Origin of the sequence: Pseudomonas sp. PNPG3, from assembly GCF_023093815.1 — a bacterium.
Lineage (GTDB): Bacteria > Pseudomonadota > Gammaproteobacteria > Pseudomonadales > Pseudomonadaceae > Aquipseudomonas > Aquipseudomonas asiatica.
The window spans coordinates 1-15,359 of the sequence record NZ_JALLKV010000066.1 but is presented as its reverse complement, the minus strand read 5'-3'; the positions used below and the strand labels follow the sequence as shown (position 1 = coordinate 15,359).

General features: G+C 63.3%; 13 protein-coding genes. 2 read left to right on the top strand and 11 right to left on the bottom strand.

Annotated elements, in window-relative coordinates; translation table 11 throughout:
- Window positions 1–17: 17 nt before the first annotated feature.
- From MJ643_RS26995 to leuC, 6 genes are all read right to left on the bottom strand, one after another.
- A complete protein-coding gene (locus MJ643_RS26995; RefSeq protein WP_038409132.1) occupies window positions 18–1,022 on the bottom strand; it encodes an aspartate-semialdehyde dehydrogenase in 1,005 nt (334 codons plus the stop codon).
- A 632-nt stretch (window positions 1,023–1,654) separates the two neighbouring features.
- A complete protein-coding gene (gene asd, locus MJ643_RS26990) occupies window positions 1,655–2,767 on the bottom strand; it encodes an aspartate-semialdehyde dehydrogenase (protein ID WP_023660790.1) in 1,113 nt (370 codons plus the stop codon).
- Window positions 2,768–2,830: 63 nt separating this feature from the next.
- Window positions 2,831–3,913 carry a 3-isopropylmalate dehydrogenase gene (leuB, locus tag MJ643_RS26985; RefSeq protein ID WP_013971603.1) on the bottom strand — a complete coding sequence of 361 codons (1,083 nt, stop codon included), beginning with the start codon at window positions 3,911–3,913 and terminating at the stop codon, window positions 2,831–2,833.
- A gap of 54 nt (window positions 3,914–3,967) precedes the next feature.
- Window positions 3,968–4,732, bottom strand: a complete 765-nt coding sequence (locus MJ643_RS26980; RefSeq protein WP_023660791.1) for a class I SAM-dependent methyltransferase — start codon at window positions 4,730–4,732, stop codon at window positions 3,968–3,970.
- Between the two features lie 149 nt (window positions 4,733–4,881).
- The gene (gene leuD / locus MJ643_RS26975; protein WP_015269431.1) at window positions 4,882–5,526 is read right to left on the bottom strand and encodes a 3-isopropylmalate dehydratase small subunit; all 645 of its coding nucleotides are present in this window, start codon (window positions 5,524–5,526) and stop codon (window positions 4,882–4,884) included.
- Window positions 5,523–6,956 (bottom strand): 3-isopropylmalate dehydratase large subunit, encoded by a 1,434-nt coding sequence (gene leuC / locus MJ643_RS26970; RefSeq protein ID WP_013971600.1) that lies wholly within the window; start codon window positions 6,954–6,956, stop codon window positions 5,523–5,525. Before leuC ends, leuD begins: the two co-directional genes overlap by 4 nt.
- 131 nt (window positions 6,957–7,087) lie before the next feature.
- Here leuC and MJ643_RS26965 point away from each other — a divergent pair, with 131 nt between their 5' ends.
- Both MJ643_RS26965 and MJ643_RS26960 read left to right on the top strand, forming a co-directional pair.
- On the top strand, window positions 7,088–7,966 hold the full coding sequence (locus MJ643_RS26965) for a LysR family transcriptional regulator (RefSeq protein WP_003260272.1): 879 nt from the start codon (window positions 7,088–7,090) through the stop codon (window positions 7,964–7,966).
- A 62-nt stretch (window positions 7,967–8,028) separates the two neighbouring features.
- Window positions 8,029–11,325 carry a PAS domain S-box protein gene (locus MJ643_RS26960; RefSeq protein WP_247727117.1) on the top strand — a complete coding sequence of 1,099 codons (3,297 nt, stop codon included), beginning with the start codon at window positions 8,029–8,031 and terminating at the stop codon, window positions 11,323–11,325.
- A 93-nt stretch (window positions 11,326–11,418) separates the two neighbouring features.
- Here MJ643_RS26960 and MJ643_RS26955 read toward each other — a convergent pair whose 3' ends face one another.
- From MJ643_RS26955 to MJ643_RS26935, 5 genes are all read right to left on the bottom strand, one after another.
- Entirely contained in the window at window positions 11,419–11,862 is a 444-nt protein-coding gene (locus tag MJ643_RS26955) for an Hsp20 family protein (RefSeq protein WP_003260273.1), read from the bottom strand.
- Between the two features lie 234 nt (window positions 11,863–12,096).
- The gene (locus tag MJ643_RS26950; RefSeq protein ID WP_196184508.1) at window positions 12,097–13,068 is read right to left on the bottom strand and encodes a tRNA-dihydrouridine synthase; all 972 of its coding nucleotides are present in this window, start codon (window positions 13,066–13,068) and stop codon (window positions 12,097–12,099) included.
- Window positions 13,069–13,119: 51 nt separating this feature from the next.
- Window positions 13,120–13,554 (bottom strand): thioesterase family protein, encoded by a 435-nt coding sequence (locus tag MJ643_RS26945; RefSeq protein WP_013971596.1) that lies wholly within the window; start codon window positions 13,552–13,554, stop codon window positions 13,120–13,122.
- 141 nt (window positions 13,555–13,695) lie between these two features.
- Window positions 13,696–14,577 carry an alpha/beta fold hydrolase gene (locus MJ643_RS26940; protein WP_044046922.1) on the bottom strand — a complete coding sequence of 294 codons (882 nt, stop codon included), beginning with the start codon at window positions 14,575–14,577 and terminating at the stop codon, window positions 13,696–13,698.
- 15 nt (window positions 14,578–14,592) lie between these two features.
- Window positions 14,593–15,132, bottom strand: coding sequence for a TetR/AcrR family transcriptional regulator (locus MJ643_RS26935; RefSeq protein ID WP_013971594.1), 540 nt, complete (start codon window positions 15,130–15,132; stop codon window positions 14,593–14,595).
- Window positions 15,133–15,359 lie beyond the last annotated feature (227 nt).

Genomic DNA, 15,359 nt, shown 5'->3' with positions numbered 1-15,359 from the left:
GTGCTCGCCAGTATCTTTTACGGCATGTGTTTAATCAACAATTGCGCCACTTGCACGGCATTGAGCGCGGCGCCTTTGCGCACGTTGTCGGTGGTCAGCCAGAGGTTGAGCTGCTGGTCTTCATCAACACCATGCCGTACACGACCAACATAGACCACGTCCTGGCCTACTGCGTCGCCTACCGGAGTCGGATAATCGTCGCGCTCCACCAGTTCGACGCTGTCAGCCGCCTCGAGGGCCTGGTTGACCGCCTCCAGGTCGACCGGGCGACGGCTCTGTACCGCCACACTGAAGCTATCGCCGAAAAACACCGGGACTTGAACGCAGCTCACGGAAATCTTCAGTTCAGGCAGGCCCAGCAGCACACGCAGCTCGCCGACCAGGCGGCGCTCCAGGGCGGTGTGGCCTTGCTCATCGGCGGCACCGACCTGCGCCAACATGTTGAACGCCACCTGGCGATCGAAGAAGCGCGGTTCCAGGGGCCGGGCATTGAGCAGCTCGGCAGTTTGCCGGGCGAGTTCGTTGACAGCTTCCCGACCTTGTGCGGACACCGCCAGCGCGGCCATCACCTGCACCCGTTCGATATCCAGCAGGCGCTTGAGCGGTGCCAGAGCAACGGCCAGGGCAACCGCGGCCGAGCACGGGCTGACGATGCGCGCGGGCAATGCCAGGTCAACCAGGCGTTCGGCGTTGGCTTCGGGCACCAGGGCCAGGGCGTCGTCCAGACCAGCGGACAGGTCGATGACCGTGCAACCTGCCTGCAGCGCCTTGCTGGCAAAGCTTCGGCTTACTGCGGCGCCTGCGGCGAAAAAGGCCAGCTTGGCCTGGGCAAAGTCGAAGCTGTCCACCTCACGTACCTTCAGCTTCTTGCCGGCGAACATCACGCTACTGCCCGCCGATTCCATGCTGGCCAGCAGGTGCAGGGTGGCAACCGGGAAATCCAGCTCTTCGAGGATCTGCACCAGGGCTTCACCGACGCTGCCGGTGGCGCCGACGACGGCGATGTCCAAAGGGTGTGTCATGGAAGGGATCCTTTTGCTGAAAACGGCGGGGGGCGGCACTTTACTCGGATTGTAGAGTTTTGTCTGTGCTGGCCCAAACATAGAGCTGCGCTGCGCCGCTCTTGCTCTTGCTCTTGATCTTGCTCTTGATCTTGATCTTCGCGACTTCAGGAGGCCGAGCAGAGGTCTTGCGGAGGGAGGTGACGGGCATGGATGCCCGTCAAGCGCTGAGGCCCCATGGATGGGGCCTGCAGCGCGTACTCCCGGGAGCAAGACCGGCGCGAGGGAACCCCGGAGCGCAGCGCAGGGGCCGGATGATGGGAGCGCAGCGTTTTTTGGTTACTTTTTGCCGCGTTTGGCAAAAAGTGACTGGCCGTAAGGGCGAAAAGGTGAGTCAGCGTCACCATCGCAAACGGACTGTTCGCCATATCAAAACCGTCGCTTAAGCTTTTTGGCTTTTTGGCTTTTTGGCCTTTTGGATGTGGGCATTCACATCGAGAAGGCATTCATTCGCGACGGCGGCGCCTGAACTATCGCGCGCCTAGAAGCAAAAGCAAAAGCGAAAGCAGAGAAGAGCCGGGCCGGACAGGATGGATCGGAAATAAAAAAACCCGCGCTGTCGCCAGCGCGGGTTTTCGGTCAGACCGGAGCGATCAACGCTCCAGCAGAATCCGCAGCATGCGGCGCAGCGGCTCGGCCGCGCCCCACAGCAGCTGGTCACCTACGGTGAACGCGCCCAGGTACTGGGACCCCATGTTCAGCTTGCGCAGGCGGCCAACCGGGATGTTCAGGGTGCCGGTAACCTTGGTCGGTGTCAGCTCCTGCATGCTGATTTCACGCTGGTTAGGTACCAGCTTCACCCAAGGGTTGTGCTGGCTGATCATGCCTTCGATATCGGCCAGCGGCACGTCCTTGTTCAGCTTGATGGTCAGCGCCTGGCTGTGGCAACGCATGGCGCCGATGCGCACGCAGATGCCGTCGACCGGGATCGGGCTCTTGAAGCGGCCGAGGATCTTGTTGGTCTCGGCCTGGGCCTTCCACTCTTCACGGCTCTGGCCGTTCGGCAGTTCCTTGTCGATCCACGGGATCAGGCTGCCAGCCAGTGGCACGCCAAAGTTCTCGGTCGGGAACGCTTCGCTGCGCATGGTCTCGGCAACCTTGCGGTCGATGTCGAGGATGGCGCTGGCCGGGTTGGCCAGGTCATCGGCGACGGCAGCATGGGTAGCACCCATCTGCTTGATCAGCTCGCGCATGTTCTGCGCACCGGCACCCGAGGCCGCCTGGTAGGTCATGGCGCTCATCCACTCGACCAGGCCGGCTTCGAACAGGCCACCCAGGCCCATCAGCATCAGGCTGACGGTGCAATTGCCGCCGATGTAGTTCTTGGTACCCGCGTCCAGCTGCTGGTCGATGACCTTGCGGTTGACCGGGTCGAGGATGATCACCGCGTCATCCTGCATGCGCAGGGACGAGGCGGCGTCGATCCAGTAACCCTGCCAGCCGGCTTCACGCAGCTTGGGGAAGACCTCGTTGGTGTAGTCGCCGCCCTGGCAGGTCAGGATAACGTCGAGGGTCTTGAGTTCTTCGATCGAATAAGCATCCTTGAGCGGAGCTGTATCCTTGCCCACGTTCGGGCCCTGGCCGCCAACATTGGAGGTGGTGAAGAACACCGGCTCGATCAGGTCGAAATCCTGCTCCTCCAGCATCCGCTGCATGAGCACGGAACCGACCATACCGCGCCAACCGATCAGACCTACACGTTTCATCGCAACTACACCTTTGCTAAAAGTGGGCCGCCACCGGGAATTTTGGGTGGCGGGCCAGAGAGATTACAGATTCCGCAGCGCTGCGACTACTGCGTCGCCCATTTCCTGCGTACCAACTTTGCGGCAGCCTTCCGAGAAGATGTCGCCGGTGCGCAGCCCCTGGTCCAGGACCAGGCTCACGGCCTTCTCGATCGCCTCGGCGGCAGCCGACTGATTGAAGCTGTAACGCAGCATCATCGACACCGACAGGATGGTCGCCAGCGGGTTGGCGATGCCAAGGCCTGCGATGTCCGGGGCCGAGCCGTGGCACGGCTCGTACATGCCCTTGTTGTCGGCATCCAGCGACGCCGAAGGCAGCATGCCGATGGAACCGGTCAGCATGGAAGCTTCATCCGACAGAATGTCACCGAACATGTTGTCGGTCACCATCACATCGAACTGCTTGGGCGCACGCACCAGCTGCATGGCGGCGTTGTCGACGTACATGTGGCTCAGTTCAACATCCGGGTAGTCCTTGGCCACGTCCTCGACCACTTCACGCCACAGCTGGCTGGAAGCCAGGACGTTGGCCTTGTCCACCGAGCACAGCTTCTTGCCGCGCACGCGGGCCATGTCGAAACCGACACGGGCAATGCGGCGCACTTCGCTTTCGCTGTACGGCAGGGTGTCGTAGGCCTGGCGCTCGCCGCCTTCCAGCTCGCGCTGGCCACGCGGGGCACCGAAGTAGATACCGCCGGTCAGCTCACGGACGATGAGGATGTCCAGGCCGGAAACGATCTCTGGCTTGAGCGACGAGGCATCGGCCAGTTGCGGGTAGAGGATGGCCGGGCGCAGGTTGGCGAACAGGCCCAGTTGCGAACGGATTTTCAGCAGGCCGCGCTCGGGGCGAATGTCACGCTCGATCTTGTCCCACTTCGGCCCGCCCACGGCGCCCAGCAGCACGGCATCGGCCTTGCGCGCACGCTCCAGGGTCTCGTCGGCCAGCGGCACGCCGTGCTTGTCGATGGCGGCGCCACCGATCACATCGTGCTCCAGGCTGAAGCCGAGCTGGAACTTGTCGTTGGCCAGCTCCAGCACCTTGACCGCCTCGGCCATGATTTCCGGGCCGATACCGTCACCTGGGAGAATCAGAATCTGCTTGCTCATGCTTTCCTCTATCCAATCACGCGGTGCGGCCAAGCGGGCCCCACCGAAAAGTTCTTAACGCTCGGCCCACAACACCAGCACATCGGTGCTGAACGAACCATCGGCCTCGATCTGGTAATACTGCCGTACTTCTTCACCCATGGCTTGCTGCAATTGGCGAATTGCCACGCGCATTGGCTCGGGGGTGCGCATGCGCTCGACCCAGCTGGAAAACTCCAGGCGCAGCGGCTGGCGAGTGTGGCTGCGCACATGCAGGCCAGCCTCGCTGACCTGGCGTTGCCATTCGGCAGCGGAATAATCGCGCACGTGGCTGGTGTCGCGCAGTACTTCGACCGTTTGCAGGTAGGTGTCGAGCAGCGGGCTGCCCGGCGACATGACGTCGATGAACGCCGCCACGCCACCCGGCTTGAGCACTCGGCGCACTTCGCGCAAGGCCAGGCCCAGGTCGCTCCAGTGGTGGGCCGAGTAGCGGCTGAAGACGAAGTCGAACGAGGCGTCGGCAAACGGCAGGCGTTCGGCAGCACCGCGCTCGGTGGTGATATTGGCCAGGCCGCGCTCGGCGGCGGCACTGGCGACCACGTCGAGCATGGCTTGCGAGAGGTCGTAGGCGACCACTTCGGCAACCAGAGGGGCGACATGGAAACTGACATGACCGGCACCGCAACCAAGGTCGAGCAAGCGGGCATGGCCCCGCCCTGCCAGCGCGTCTTGCAGCAGGCCGAATTCACTGCCTTGGGCGTGCACGGCGCTGCTGAGATAGGCGCTGGCCTGTTCGCCGAACTGGCGTTGGACCACATCGGTGTGCTGGGTGCTGGTCATGTCTCGATCCTTTTGGTCTTTCTGCTGCCTGTACCGGCCCTTTCGCGGGTAAACCCGCTCCCACAGGACCTCTACAGGTTTCGAATCCTGCGCTGTACCTGTGGGAGCGGGCGTGCCCGCGAAGAGGCCGGTACTGTCACCTGCAAACTTCAGGCATCACGGAACAGCCAAGGCTGCCCGGCGCGGTGCTTGCCCTCGAAGGCTTTGATCGCATCGCTGTCCTGCAGGGTCAGGCCGATGTCGTCCAGGCCGTTGAGCAGGCAGTGCTTGCGGAACGCATCGATCTCGAAGTGCAGCACCTTGCCATCCGGACGGGTCACCGCCTGCGCCTGCAGGTCGATGGTCAGCTGATAGCCCGGGATGGCTTCGACCTGCTTGAACAACTCGTCTACTTCCTCGTCGCTGAGGATGATCGGCAGCAAGCCGTTCTTGAAGCTGTTGTTGAAGAAGATGTCGGCAAAGCTCGGCGCGATCACGCTGCGGAAGCCGTACTCGTCCAGCGCCCACGGGGCGTGCTCACGGCTGGAGCCGCAACCGAAGTTCTCGCGCGCCAGCAACACGCTGGCACCCTGGTAGCGTTCGTGGTTGAGCACAAACTCCTTGTTCAGCGGGCGCTTGCTGTTGTCCTGGTAAGGCTGGCCCACATCCAGGTAACGCCACTCGTCGAACAGGTTGGGGCCGAAGCCGGTGCGCTTGATCGACTTCAAAAACTGCTTGGGGATGATCTGGTCGGTGTCGACGTTGGCACGGTCCAACGGTGCGACGAGGCCAGTGTGCTGGGTAAAGGCTTTCATGCTGCGCTCCCTTGGATCAACTCGCGGACATCGATGAAGTGGCCGGTCACCGCGGCGGCGGCGGCCATGGCCGGGCTGACCAGGTGGGTACGGCCACCGGCACCCTGACGGCCTTCGAAGTTGCGGTTGGAGGTAGACGCGCAATGCTCGCCGCTCTCCAGGCGGTCCGGGTTCATCGCCAGGCACATCGAGCAGCCTGGCTCACGCCATTCGAAACCGGCCTCGAGGAAGATCTTGTCCAGGCCTTCGCGCTCGGCTTGGGCCTTGACCAGGCCCGAGCCCGGCACCACCAGCGCCTGCTTGACGTTGGCAGCGACTTTGCGGCCCTTGGCGATTTCGGCGGCAGCGCGCAGGTCTTCGATACGCGAGTTGGTGCACGAACCGATGAAGACGCGGTCGAGCTTGATATCGGTGATCGCCTGGTTGGCGGCGAGGCCCATGTACTTGAGGGCACGCTCGATCGAACCACGTTTGATCAGGTCAGGCTCGGCAGCAGGGTCCGGCACGCGCTGGTCGACAGCGAGGACCATCTCCGGCGAAGTGCCCCAGCTGACCTGCGGCTTGATTTGCGCAGCGTCGAGCTCGACCACGGTGTCGAACACCGCGTCAGCGTCGGAGACCAGGCCTTTCCAGGCTTCGACCGCCTGCTTCCACTGCTCGCCCTTCGGCGCGTACGGGCGGCCTTCGACATAGGCAACAGTGGTGTCGTCCACCGCCACCAAGCCTACGCGGGCACCGGCTTCGATGGACATGTTGCAGATGGTCATGCGGCCTTCCATCGACAATTCGCGGATGGCGCTGCCAGCAAATTCCATGGCGTGGCCGTTACCACCGGCGGTACCGATCTTGCCGATCACGGCCAGGACGATGTCCTTGGCGGTTACGCCGGCAGGCAACTGGCCTTCCACGCGCACCAGCATGTTCTTCATCTTCTTGGCGACCAGGCACTGGGTAGCGAGCACGTGCTCTACCTCGGAAGTGCCGATACCGTGGGCCAGGGCACCGAAGGCGCCGTGGGTGGAGGTGTGCGAGTCACCGCAGACCACAGTCATGCCAGGCAAGGTGGCACCCTGCTCCGGGCTGATGACGTGGACGATGCCTTGACGCTCGTCATTCATCTTGAATTCGACGATGCCATATTCGTCACAGTTCTCGTCAAGGGTCTGCACCTGCAGGCGCGACACCTGGTCGACGATGGCCTCGATACCGCCCTTGCGCTCTGGCGTGGTCGGCACGTTGTGGTCAGGCGTGGCGATGTTGGCGTCGATGCGCCAAGGTTTGCGGTTGGCCAGGCGCAGGCCTTCGAAGGCCTGGGGCGACGTCACTTCGTGGATGATGTGACGGTCGATGTAGATCAAGGACGAGCCGTCATCACGGCGCTTGACCTCATGGGCTTCCCAGAGTTTGTCGTAGAGCGTTTTGCCAGCCATCAGACTGTTCCTCATCAGCGTCTTTCTATGCCAAAGACCCCTTGGCTTGTGCGGTCGATGCTAGGGGGTTAGATTGAATAACTCAAATTCATAATTTTTATGCTTTGGATAACCAACAGGAATGCGACTTCATGGATCTGGCCAACCTTAGCGCCTTCATCGCGATTGCCGAAACTGGTAGTTTTTCCGGGGCGGCCGACCGCCTGTTCCTGACTCAACCGGCCGTCAGCAAACGCATCGCCGGACTGGAACAGCAACTGGATGTGCGCCTGTTCGACCGGCTGGGCCGCGAGGTGACCCTGACCGAGGCGGGCCGCGCCCTGCTTCCCCGCGCCTACCAGATCCTCAACGTCCTCGATGATACCCGGCGCGCGCTGACCAATTTGACCGGAGAAGTGAGTGGTCGGCTGACCCTTGCCACCAGCCACCATATCGGCTTGCACCGCCTACCCCCGCTGCTGCGGGCCTTCACCCGGGAATACCCTGCAGTGGCGCTGGATATTCAGTTCATGGATTCGGAAGCGGCCTACGACGAGATCCTCCATGGCCGCGCGGAGATTGCCGTTATCACCTTGGCACCCGAGCCGCACCACTTGGTCAAGGCCGTGCCGGTATGGGACGACGCCCTGGACTTCGTCGCCGCTCCCGAGCACCCGCTGGCCAACAACCAAGCGGTCAGCCTGGCCGACGTCGCCCGCCACCCGGCCGTGTTCCCCGGCGGCAACACTTTTACCCACCACATTGTTCAGCGCCTGTTCGAAAGCCAGGGCCTGACGCCGAACATCGCCATGAGTACCAACTATCTGGAAACCATCAAGATGATGGTGTCCATCGGCCTGGCCTGGAGCGTGCTGCCGCGCACCATGCTCGACGAACAGGTTGCACCCATCGCATTGCCGGGCATACAGCTGTCTCGCCAGCTAGGCTACATTTTGCACACGGAGCGTACGCTTTCGAACGCGGCCAGGGCATTCATGGCCCTGCTCGACAGCCACGCGGGGCCCGCTTGACCGGTCGTCAGCCCGGTATTGCCACCTCCAAGGACGCGTCATACGCCAAAGGTCTGGTACCGATGCCCAAATCAGCGAATCGCTTTTTGCGCCTGCCGCGCATACCAGCGGCCGACCCTCAGGAGTCGGAACAGGCCTGGCAGAACGCCCCACAGTTGCTGGCCGCACTCAACGGCGCGCGGCTGGGTGCCTGGCTATGGGATATCGACAGCGGCCGGGTGAGCTGGTCACGGGGCACCCAGGCCCTGTTCGGCTTCGACCCGCAGCGCCCGCTCCCCGCAGATATCGACTACCTCGACCTGCTGCCGGAGGAAGACCGTGCGCGCACACGCCAGGTGTTCCAGGCAGTGTTCAACGGCGAACCGGTGGAACAGGCCATGCGCCACCGTATCCGCTGGCCGGACGGCAGCCTGCACTGGCTGGAGATCAACGGCAGCCTGACCCACGACCCGAACGGCCGGCCGCAGATGATCGGGGTGATCCGTGAAATCACCCGCCAGCGCGAGCGGGAAACGGCGTTGATCAATTCGGAAAAACGCTTCGCTACCCTGTTCCACCTCAGCCCCAATGCCATTTTGCTCACCCGACGCCACGACGGCATGATCTTCGAGGTCAACCAGCACTTCGAAGACATGTTCGGCTGGCCCGGCAGCCAGGTGATCGGCAAGACCAGCCTGGAGCTTGGCCTGTGGGCAAACCCCGAACAGCGCCACCAGTTGCTGGAGTCGACCCGTGGCAACACTGGGCCTTTGATAATGGAAGTACAGTTCCGCGCTACCAGCGGCAAGGTGCATGACGGCATCCTCTGTACCCAGGGCATCGAACTGGAGGGCGGGACCTTCCTGCTCAGCACCTTTATCGATACCACCGAGCGCAAGCGTGCCGAGCAGGCCTTGAAGGACAGCCAGGAGCGCCTGGACCTGGCCCTGGATTCGGCACAGCTGGGCACCTGGGACTGGCATATTCCCAGCGGCATGCTCTACGGTTCGGCGCGCGCCGCACAGCTGCACGGCCTGCCGCCCATCCCGTTTCACGAATCGTTCGACGCGTTTTTCGAAGGGGTCCCGGAGCAAGAGCGCAATTCGATGCGCCAGGCCTACCGCAGCCTGCGCGAAGGACCTGCCGGCAACTACCAGATCACCTACCGGGTACAGCTGGAAAACGGCATTTCGCGCTACATCGAAAGCCGCGCCCGGCTGTACCGCGACGAGCAGGGCAACCCGCTGCGCATGGCTGGCACTTTGCTCGACATCACCGACCAGGTGGAGCGCGAACAGCGCCTGAGCGCTTCGGAAGAGAAGTTCGCCAGCCTGTTCCAGGTAAGCCCCGACCCAATCTGTGTCACCCGCCAGGACACCGGGCAGTTCATCGAGATCAATCCGGCGTTCACCCAGACCTTCGGCTGGAGCACCGAGCAGGTGATCGGCCGCACCGCCGAGGAAATCGGCCTGTGGGCGGAGTCCATCGAGCGCGCGCAACGCATAGAGCGGGTAATCCGCGAACAGGCCCTGAGCAACGTCGCCGTAGTGGTCAACCACCGCAATGGGGCGCCGCTGACCTGCGTGATTTCCAGCCGCCTGATCACCGTCGATGACCAGCCTTGCAGTGTTACCACCCTGCGCGACATCACCCAGCAGCAGCGCGCCGAGGCGGCGCTGAAGTCCAGCGAGGAGAAGTTTGCCAAGGCCTTCCACTCCAGCCCTGACGCCATCACCATCACCGAACGCTACAGCGGTCGCTACCTGGAAATCAACGACGGTTTCTGCCGCCTGACCGGCTACAACGCCGCCGACGTGGTCGGCCGCACGGTGTACGAGATCGGCATCTGGGCCGACGACAAGCAGCGCAGCGCCCTGCTGGCCGAGTTGCGCGAGCGTGGCCGGGTGCATCATCGCGAGATGCTCGGGCGCAACAAGCGCGGTGACATCCTCACTGTGGAGGTGTCGGTGGAGCCGATCACCCTCAATGAGGTGGACTGCCTGCTGGTGAACGCCCGCGATGTCAGCCAGCTGAAAAATGCCCAGGCACAGATTCGCCACCTGGCCTACCACGACCCGCTGACCAACCTGCCCAACCGCGCCCTGCTGATGGACCGCCTGAGCCAGCAGATCGCCCTGCTCAGGCGCCACAACCTGCGCGGCGCCCTGCTGTTCCTCGACCTCGACCACTTCAAGCACATCAACGACTCGCTGGGCCACCCGGTGGGCGACACGGTGCTGAAGATCATCACAGCGCGGCTGGAAGCCAGTGTGCGCCTGGAAGACACCGTGGCGCGCCTGGGTGGCGATGAGTTCGTGGTATTGCTCAGCGGCCTGGAAGGCAGCCGCGAGCTGGTCGAAGAGAAAGTCCGCGGGCTGGCCGATACCCTGCGCGAACTGCTGGCCGAGCCGATGTCGCTGGATGGCCAGCGCCTGCAGGTAACACCCAGCATCGGCGTGGCGCTGATCCCTGACCACGGCGCCACCCCGGCCGACCTGCTCAAGCGTGCCGATATCGCCCTGTACCGTGCCAAGGATTCCGGGCGCAACACCACCCAGCTGTTTCATACCACCATGCAGAAAGCTGCCAGCGAGCGCCTGCGCATGGAGAACGACCTGCGCCTGGCCTTGGCCCGCGGCGAGTTGGCGCTGCACTTCCAGCCGCAGGTGGATGCGCGCGACAACCGCATCGTCGGTGCCGAGGTGCTGCTGCGCTGGCATCATCCGCAACTGGGTCAGCAGCCACCGGCGCAATTCATTCAGGTGCTGGAAGAAAGCGGCCTGATCCTGGAGGTTGGCAGCTGGATCCTCGACGAAGCTTGCGATGCCTGCGCGCGCATGCTCGGCGACGGGCTGATCGACGCCGATGATTTCAGCTTGTGCGTGAACATCAGCCCACGGCAGTTCCGCCAGAACGACTTTGTCGGGCGGGTGCTGCGCAGTCTGGATGATTACCGCCTGCCACGGCGAATGCTGACGCTGGAAATTACCGAAGGCATCGTCATCCAGAACCTGGAGGACACCATCAGCAAGATGCGCGAGCTGAAGCGCTACGGGGTGAGCTTTGCCATGGATGATTTCGGCACCGGTTATTCCTCGCTGACCTACCTGAAACGCCTGCCAGTGGATGCGCTGAAGATCGACCAGACCTTCGTGCGCGATGCGCCGGAAGACCCCAACGACGCCGAAATCGTCCGCGCCATCGTCGCCATGGCTCGCAGCCTGGATCTGACGGTGATTGCCGAAGGGGTGGAGCTGACCGAACAGCTGGAGTTCCTGGAGCAGCTGGGGTGCCACCTGTACCAAGGGTACTTGCACAGCCGGCCGCTGCCGTTGCCGGAGTTCCGGCAGATGTTGCTGGAGGCGCCGGCGGATTACTGAAACCGATGCAGATGCGATTCCTGTGGGAGCGGCCTTCAGGCGATCACAATAAAAAGGGCACCCCTGGGGGTGCCCTTTTTCACATCTACACGATCAGTTCAGCGCTGGCTTGTCGCCGTTGATCGGAATGCGCTTGGCCTTGGCCTCTTCAGGCACGATGCGCAGCAGGTCGATGCTGAGCAGGCCATTGGCCAGGCCGGCGGCCTTGACTTCGATATGGTCGGCCAGGCGGAACGACAGCTTGAAGGCGCGTTGCGCGATACCCTGATGCAGGTAGGTCACTTCAGCAGGGCCATTGTCGCGCTTGCCACCGGTCACGGTCAGGACACCTTTTTCAACCTGCAGGTCGAGGTCCTCTTCCTGGAAACCGGCTGCAGCAACCACGATACGGTAGTGGTCATCGCCATGCTTTTCCACATTGTAGGGCGGGTAGCTGCTACCGGCCTCGTTACGTGCCGCGGATTCGAACAGGTCGTTGAAACGGTCGAAACCAACGGAATGGCGGAACAGTGGAGCGAGAGAGAAAGCGGTAGTCATGGTCATGAACTCCTGAGATTCAGCAAGTAAGTCATTACGCGACCCGACTTCGGCATCGCGTACTCAAGAGATATGGCCGGGGGAAATGCTTTCAAGGGGGGAGCAGAAAAAATCTGGATTCCTGCGTTGGGCTTGACGGCCTCTTCGCGGGTAAACCCGCTCCCACAGGGAGCTCACACATTCCAAAACCTGCGCCGAACCTGTGGGAGCGGGTTTACCCGCGAAAGGGCCGGATCAGGCAACACAAGCCTCCAGGGAAACCGCCTCACCCCCCAGCAACCTGCTGATCCGCGCACAGTCATCCTCCCGCCGCAATTCGGCAAACAGCACAACCGCTTCGGGATAACTGCGGGTCAGCATCGCCAGCCACTGCTTCATCCGCCCCGGTGCATAGCGCGGCGACAACTTGGCCTGGGCCTGACGCCAGAACTCGCGAAGCAACGGCAGCAGGTCGTCCCAGCTCATCGGCTGGTACTCCCGCCCGTCACGCGCCGCGGCAATCTGCAGCCCAAGATCGGGGCGCGAAACCAGCCCACGACCCAGCATGATGTCTTCGGCGCCACTGACCTCACGACAGCGCCGCCAGTCGTCCACGGTCCAGATCTCGCCGTTGGCGAACACTGGCACCTTGACCACATCCTGCACCCGCGCCACCCACTCCCAGTGGGCCGGGGGCTTGTAGCCCTCGACCTTCGTCCGCGCATGCACCACCAGGTGCGCCGAACCACCTTCGGCCAGCGCCGTGGCACACTCCAGCGCGCCATCGGGGCTGTCGAAACCCAGGCGCATCTTCGAGGTGACCGGGATATGTGCGGGCACGGCACGGCGCACTTCACGCACAATAGCGTGCAGCAGCTCCGGCTCCTTGAGCAGCACCGCTCCACCGCGCGACTTGTTCACGGTCTTGGCCGGGCAACCAAAGTTCAGGTCTATCACCGGCGCGCCCAACTGGCAGGCCAGCGCGGCGTTTTCCGCCAGGCACACAGGGTCCGAACCCAACAACTGCACGCGCATTGGTACCCCTGCAGCGGTCCGTGCGCCATTGCGCAACTCGGGCGCCAGCTTGTCGAACGAGGAAGGCGGCAGCAGGCGGTCGCACACGCGAATGAACTCGGTGACGCACCAGTCGATACCGCCCACGCGGGTCAGCACGTCGCGCAGGATGTTGTCGACCAGCCCCTCCATGGGGGCCAGGGCAATTTGCATGTCAGGTTCTCGGCGGAAAAAGCCGGCAGTCTAACAAAAATTGCCGGTGTTTCAGGCGCCGATCAGCGCCGGGCCGTAACCGTCGAGGAACTCCGCCGGCATGCGCTTGGGCTTGCCGCTGGACAGCTCGATGCAGGCAAAGGTGGTCTGGGCGCGCAGCAAAGTCACGCCGTCGCGCGGGCGCTTGAGCTGGAAGCGCCGGGTCATGCGCAGGCGCTGGTCCCAGTTGATGATCCAGGTGGCCAGTTGCAACTCGTCATCCTCGTAGGCAGCGGCCAGGTAGTCGATTTCGTGGCGCACCACGGCCATGGCCCGGTCCAGTCGGCGATATTCGGCCAGGTCCAGGCCCAGGCGTTGGGAGTGGCGCCAGGCGCAGCGCTCCAGCCAGGTAACGTAGACCGCGTTGTTGGCGTGGCCGAGGCCGTCGATATCCTCGTTGCCGACGCGCAGGTCGATGACGAAAGGTGTTGCCAGGTCCCAGCTCATGTTCGCTTCCTTGGAGCAAAAGTGGATTTAGCAGGGACCGCCCAGGGAAAGTCCAGCCCTTCTGCACTTGCCTGCGGGGCTACGCGGTCCCTGTAGGAGCGGCCTTGTGTCGCGATGGGGCGCGCAGCGGCCCCAAAAATCTCAGTCCCGACACAGATTGCCGGGGCTGCTGCGCAGCCCATCGCGACACAAGGCCGCTCCTACAGGCACCGCGCCAGCCCGGGCCAGCAGCTCCAGCACCGCTTCACTCAGGCGCGGGTCGGACAGCACGCGCTGGTGTCCACCCGCCTCAAGCAGCATCAGGCGGCTATCGAACCAGGCCTTGTGGATAACCCGGGCCTCATCGGCTGCGACCAAGGCATCATCGGCGGCATGCGCCACCAGCCCGGGCAACTCCAACTGGTAACCCGTCACATCCAGCCGCGCAATCTGCATGCCCACATCCCGCTCCACCTGGCGAATGAATGCAGCCCGCGCCCGCGCCGGCAGCCCCAGACGATGGGCAAAGCCACGCAGTACGCCCAATAGCCGCGCCGGGGCAGCGATGCTGACCGCTGCCTCGGTACGCAGCCCCATCTGCAAGGCCAGCAATACACTGGCGCCGCCCATGGAATGGCCAATAACCGCGCGCAGCGGCGGCAGCTCGGCGGCAGCTTCCAGCAGCGCTCGGGCAAACAACACCACATTTGCCTGTTCGCCAGGCGAACGGCCATGCCCCGGCCCCTCCAGCGACACCACCGTGTGCCCCGCCTGCACCAAGGTTTCGATCAACGCGGCAAACTGGGTCGGGCGCCCCTCCCAGCCGTGCATCATCAGCACGGTCGGCCCCTTGCCCCAGCGCAAGGCCGACAAGCCGAAGCGCAAAGTGATGCGCTCGGCGCTGGCCAGCACGGGCAACTCCCAATCCCGTGGCGGCAGGTTGCGAGGGGTCATGAAGGCACGGCGCATCCTGCCCGCGACATGCTCGGGGGCCAGGCGGCCCAAGGTTCCATTGACACCACGAATCCAGCTCAGGGTAGTCATCGCCATGCTCCAGGCTCAAAGCACCGCCGATTTGGCGGCGCGCAGAATACGATCGGACAGTTCGCTGGTGCCCAGGGCACGGGCAAGCGCCAGGCCACCAACCATCAGGGCCAGGTCGGCCAATGCCTTGTCGGCGTCCTCGGGGCGGTCGACCATGGCGGCTGCCATCAACTCGATGTGCTCGGCCAGAACCTCGCGGAAGGCCTCTGGCAGGCGCTGCATCTCGCCCAGCGAATTGGGCAGCGGGCAGGCATGCACTTCGGCATCACGGTGCTTGCGCGACAGATAGAAAGCACTGGCCAACGCCCGCCGCCCGGCACCATCGAGGCTGGGGTCGATCTGTGCGAGCAAGGCGCGGCGCTCGCCCAGCAACTGGCGGAACGCTTCGAGCATCAACTCGTCCTTGCTGTCGAAGTGGGCGTAGAAACCACCGACGGTCAGACCTGCCGCACCCATGACCTGGCTGACGCTGGGCTCGGCCGGGCCGTGCTGGATCAACGCACTTCGCGCCGCCTCGAGAATGCGCTCGCGGGTTCTGCTCTTCTTGTCGCTCATCAGGCCACTCGCCGATCAAAATATGATGATCGAAATATTATTCGCATAATATTTTTTGGCAAGCAGAATCTGTAGCCGCCTGTCGGTCGCGAAATTTTGATTAGGGGAGAAAAACAAAAGGCCCATTCAATAATCGAATGAGCCTTCAAAGTCCCGCAAAACGCGGGTAAACGTGGCGTCCCCTAGGGGACTCGAACCCCTGTTACCGCCGTGAAAGGGCGGTGTCC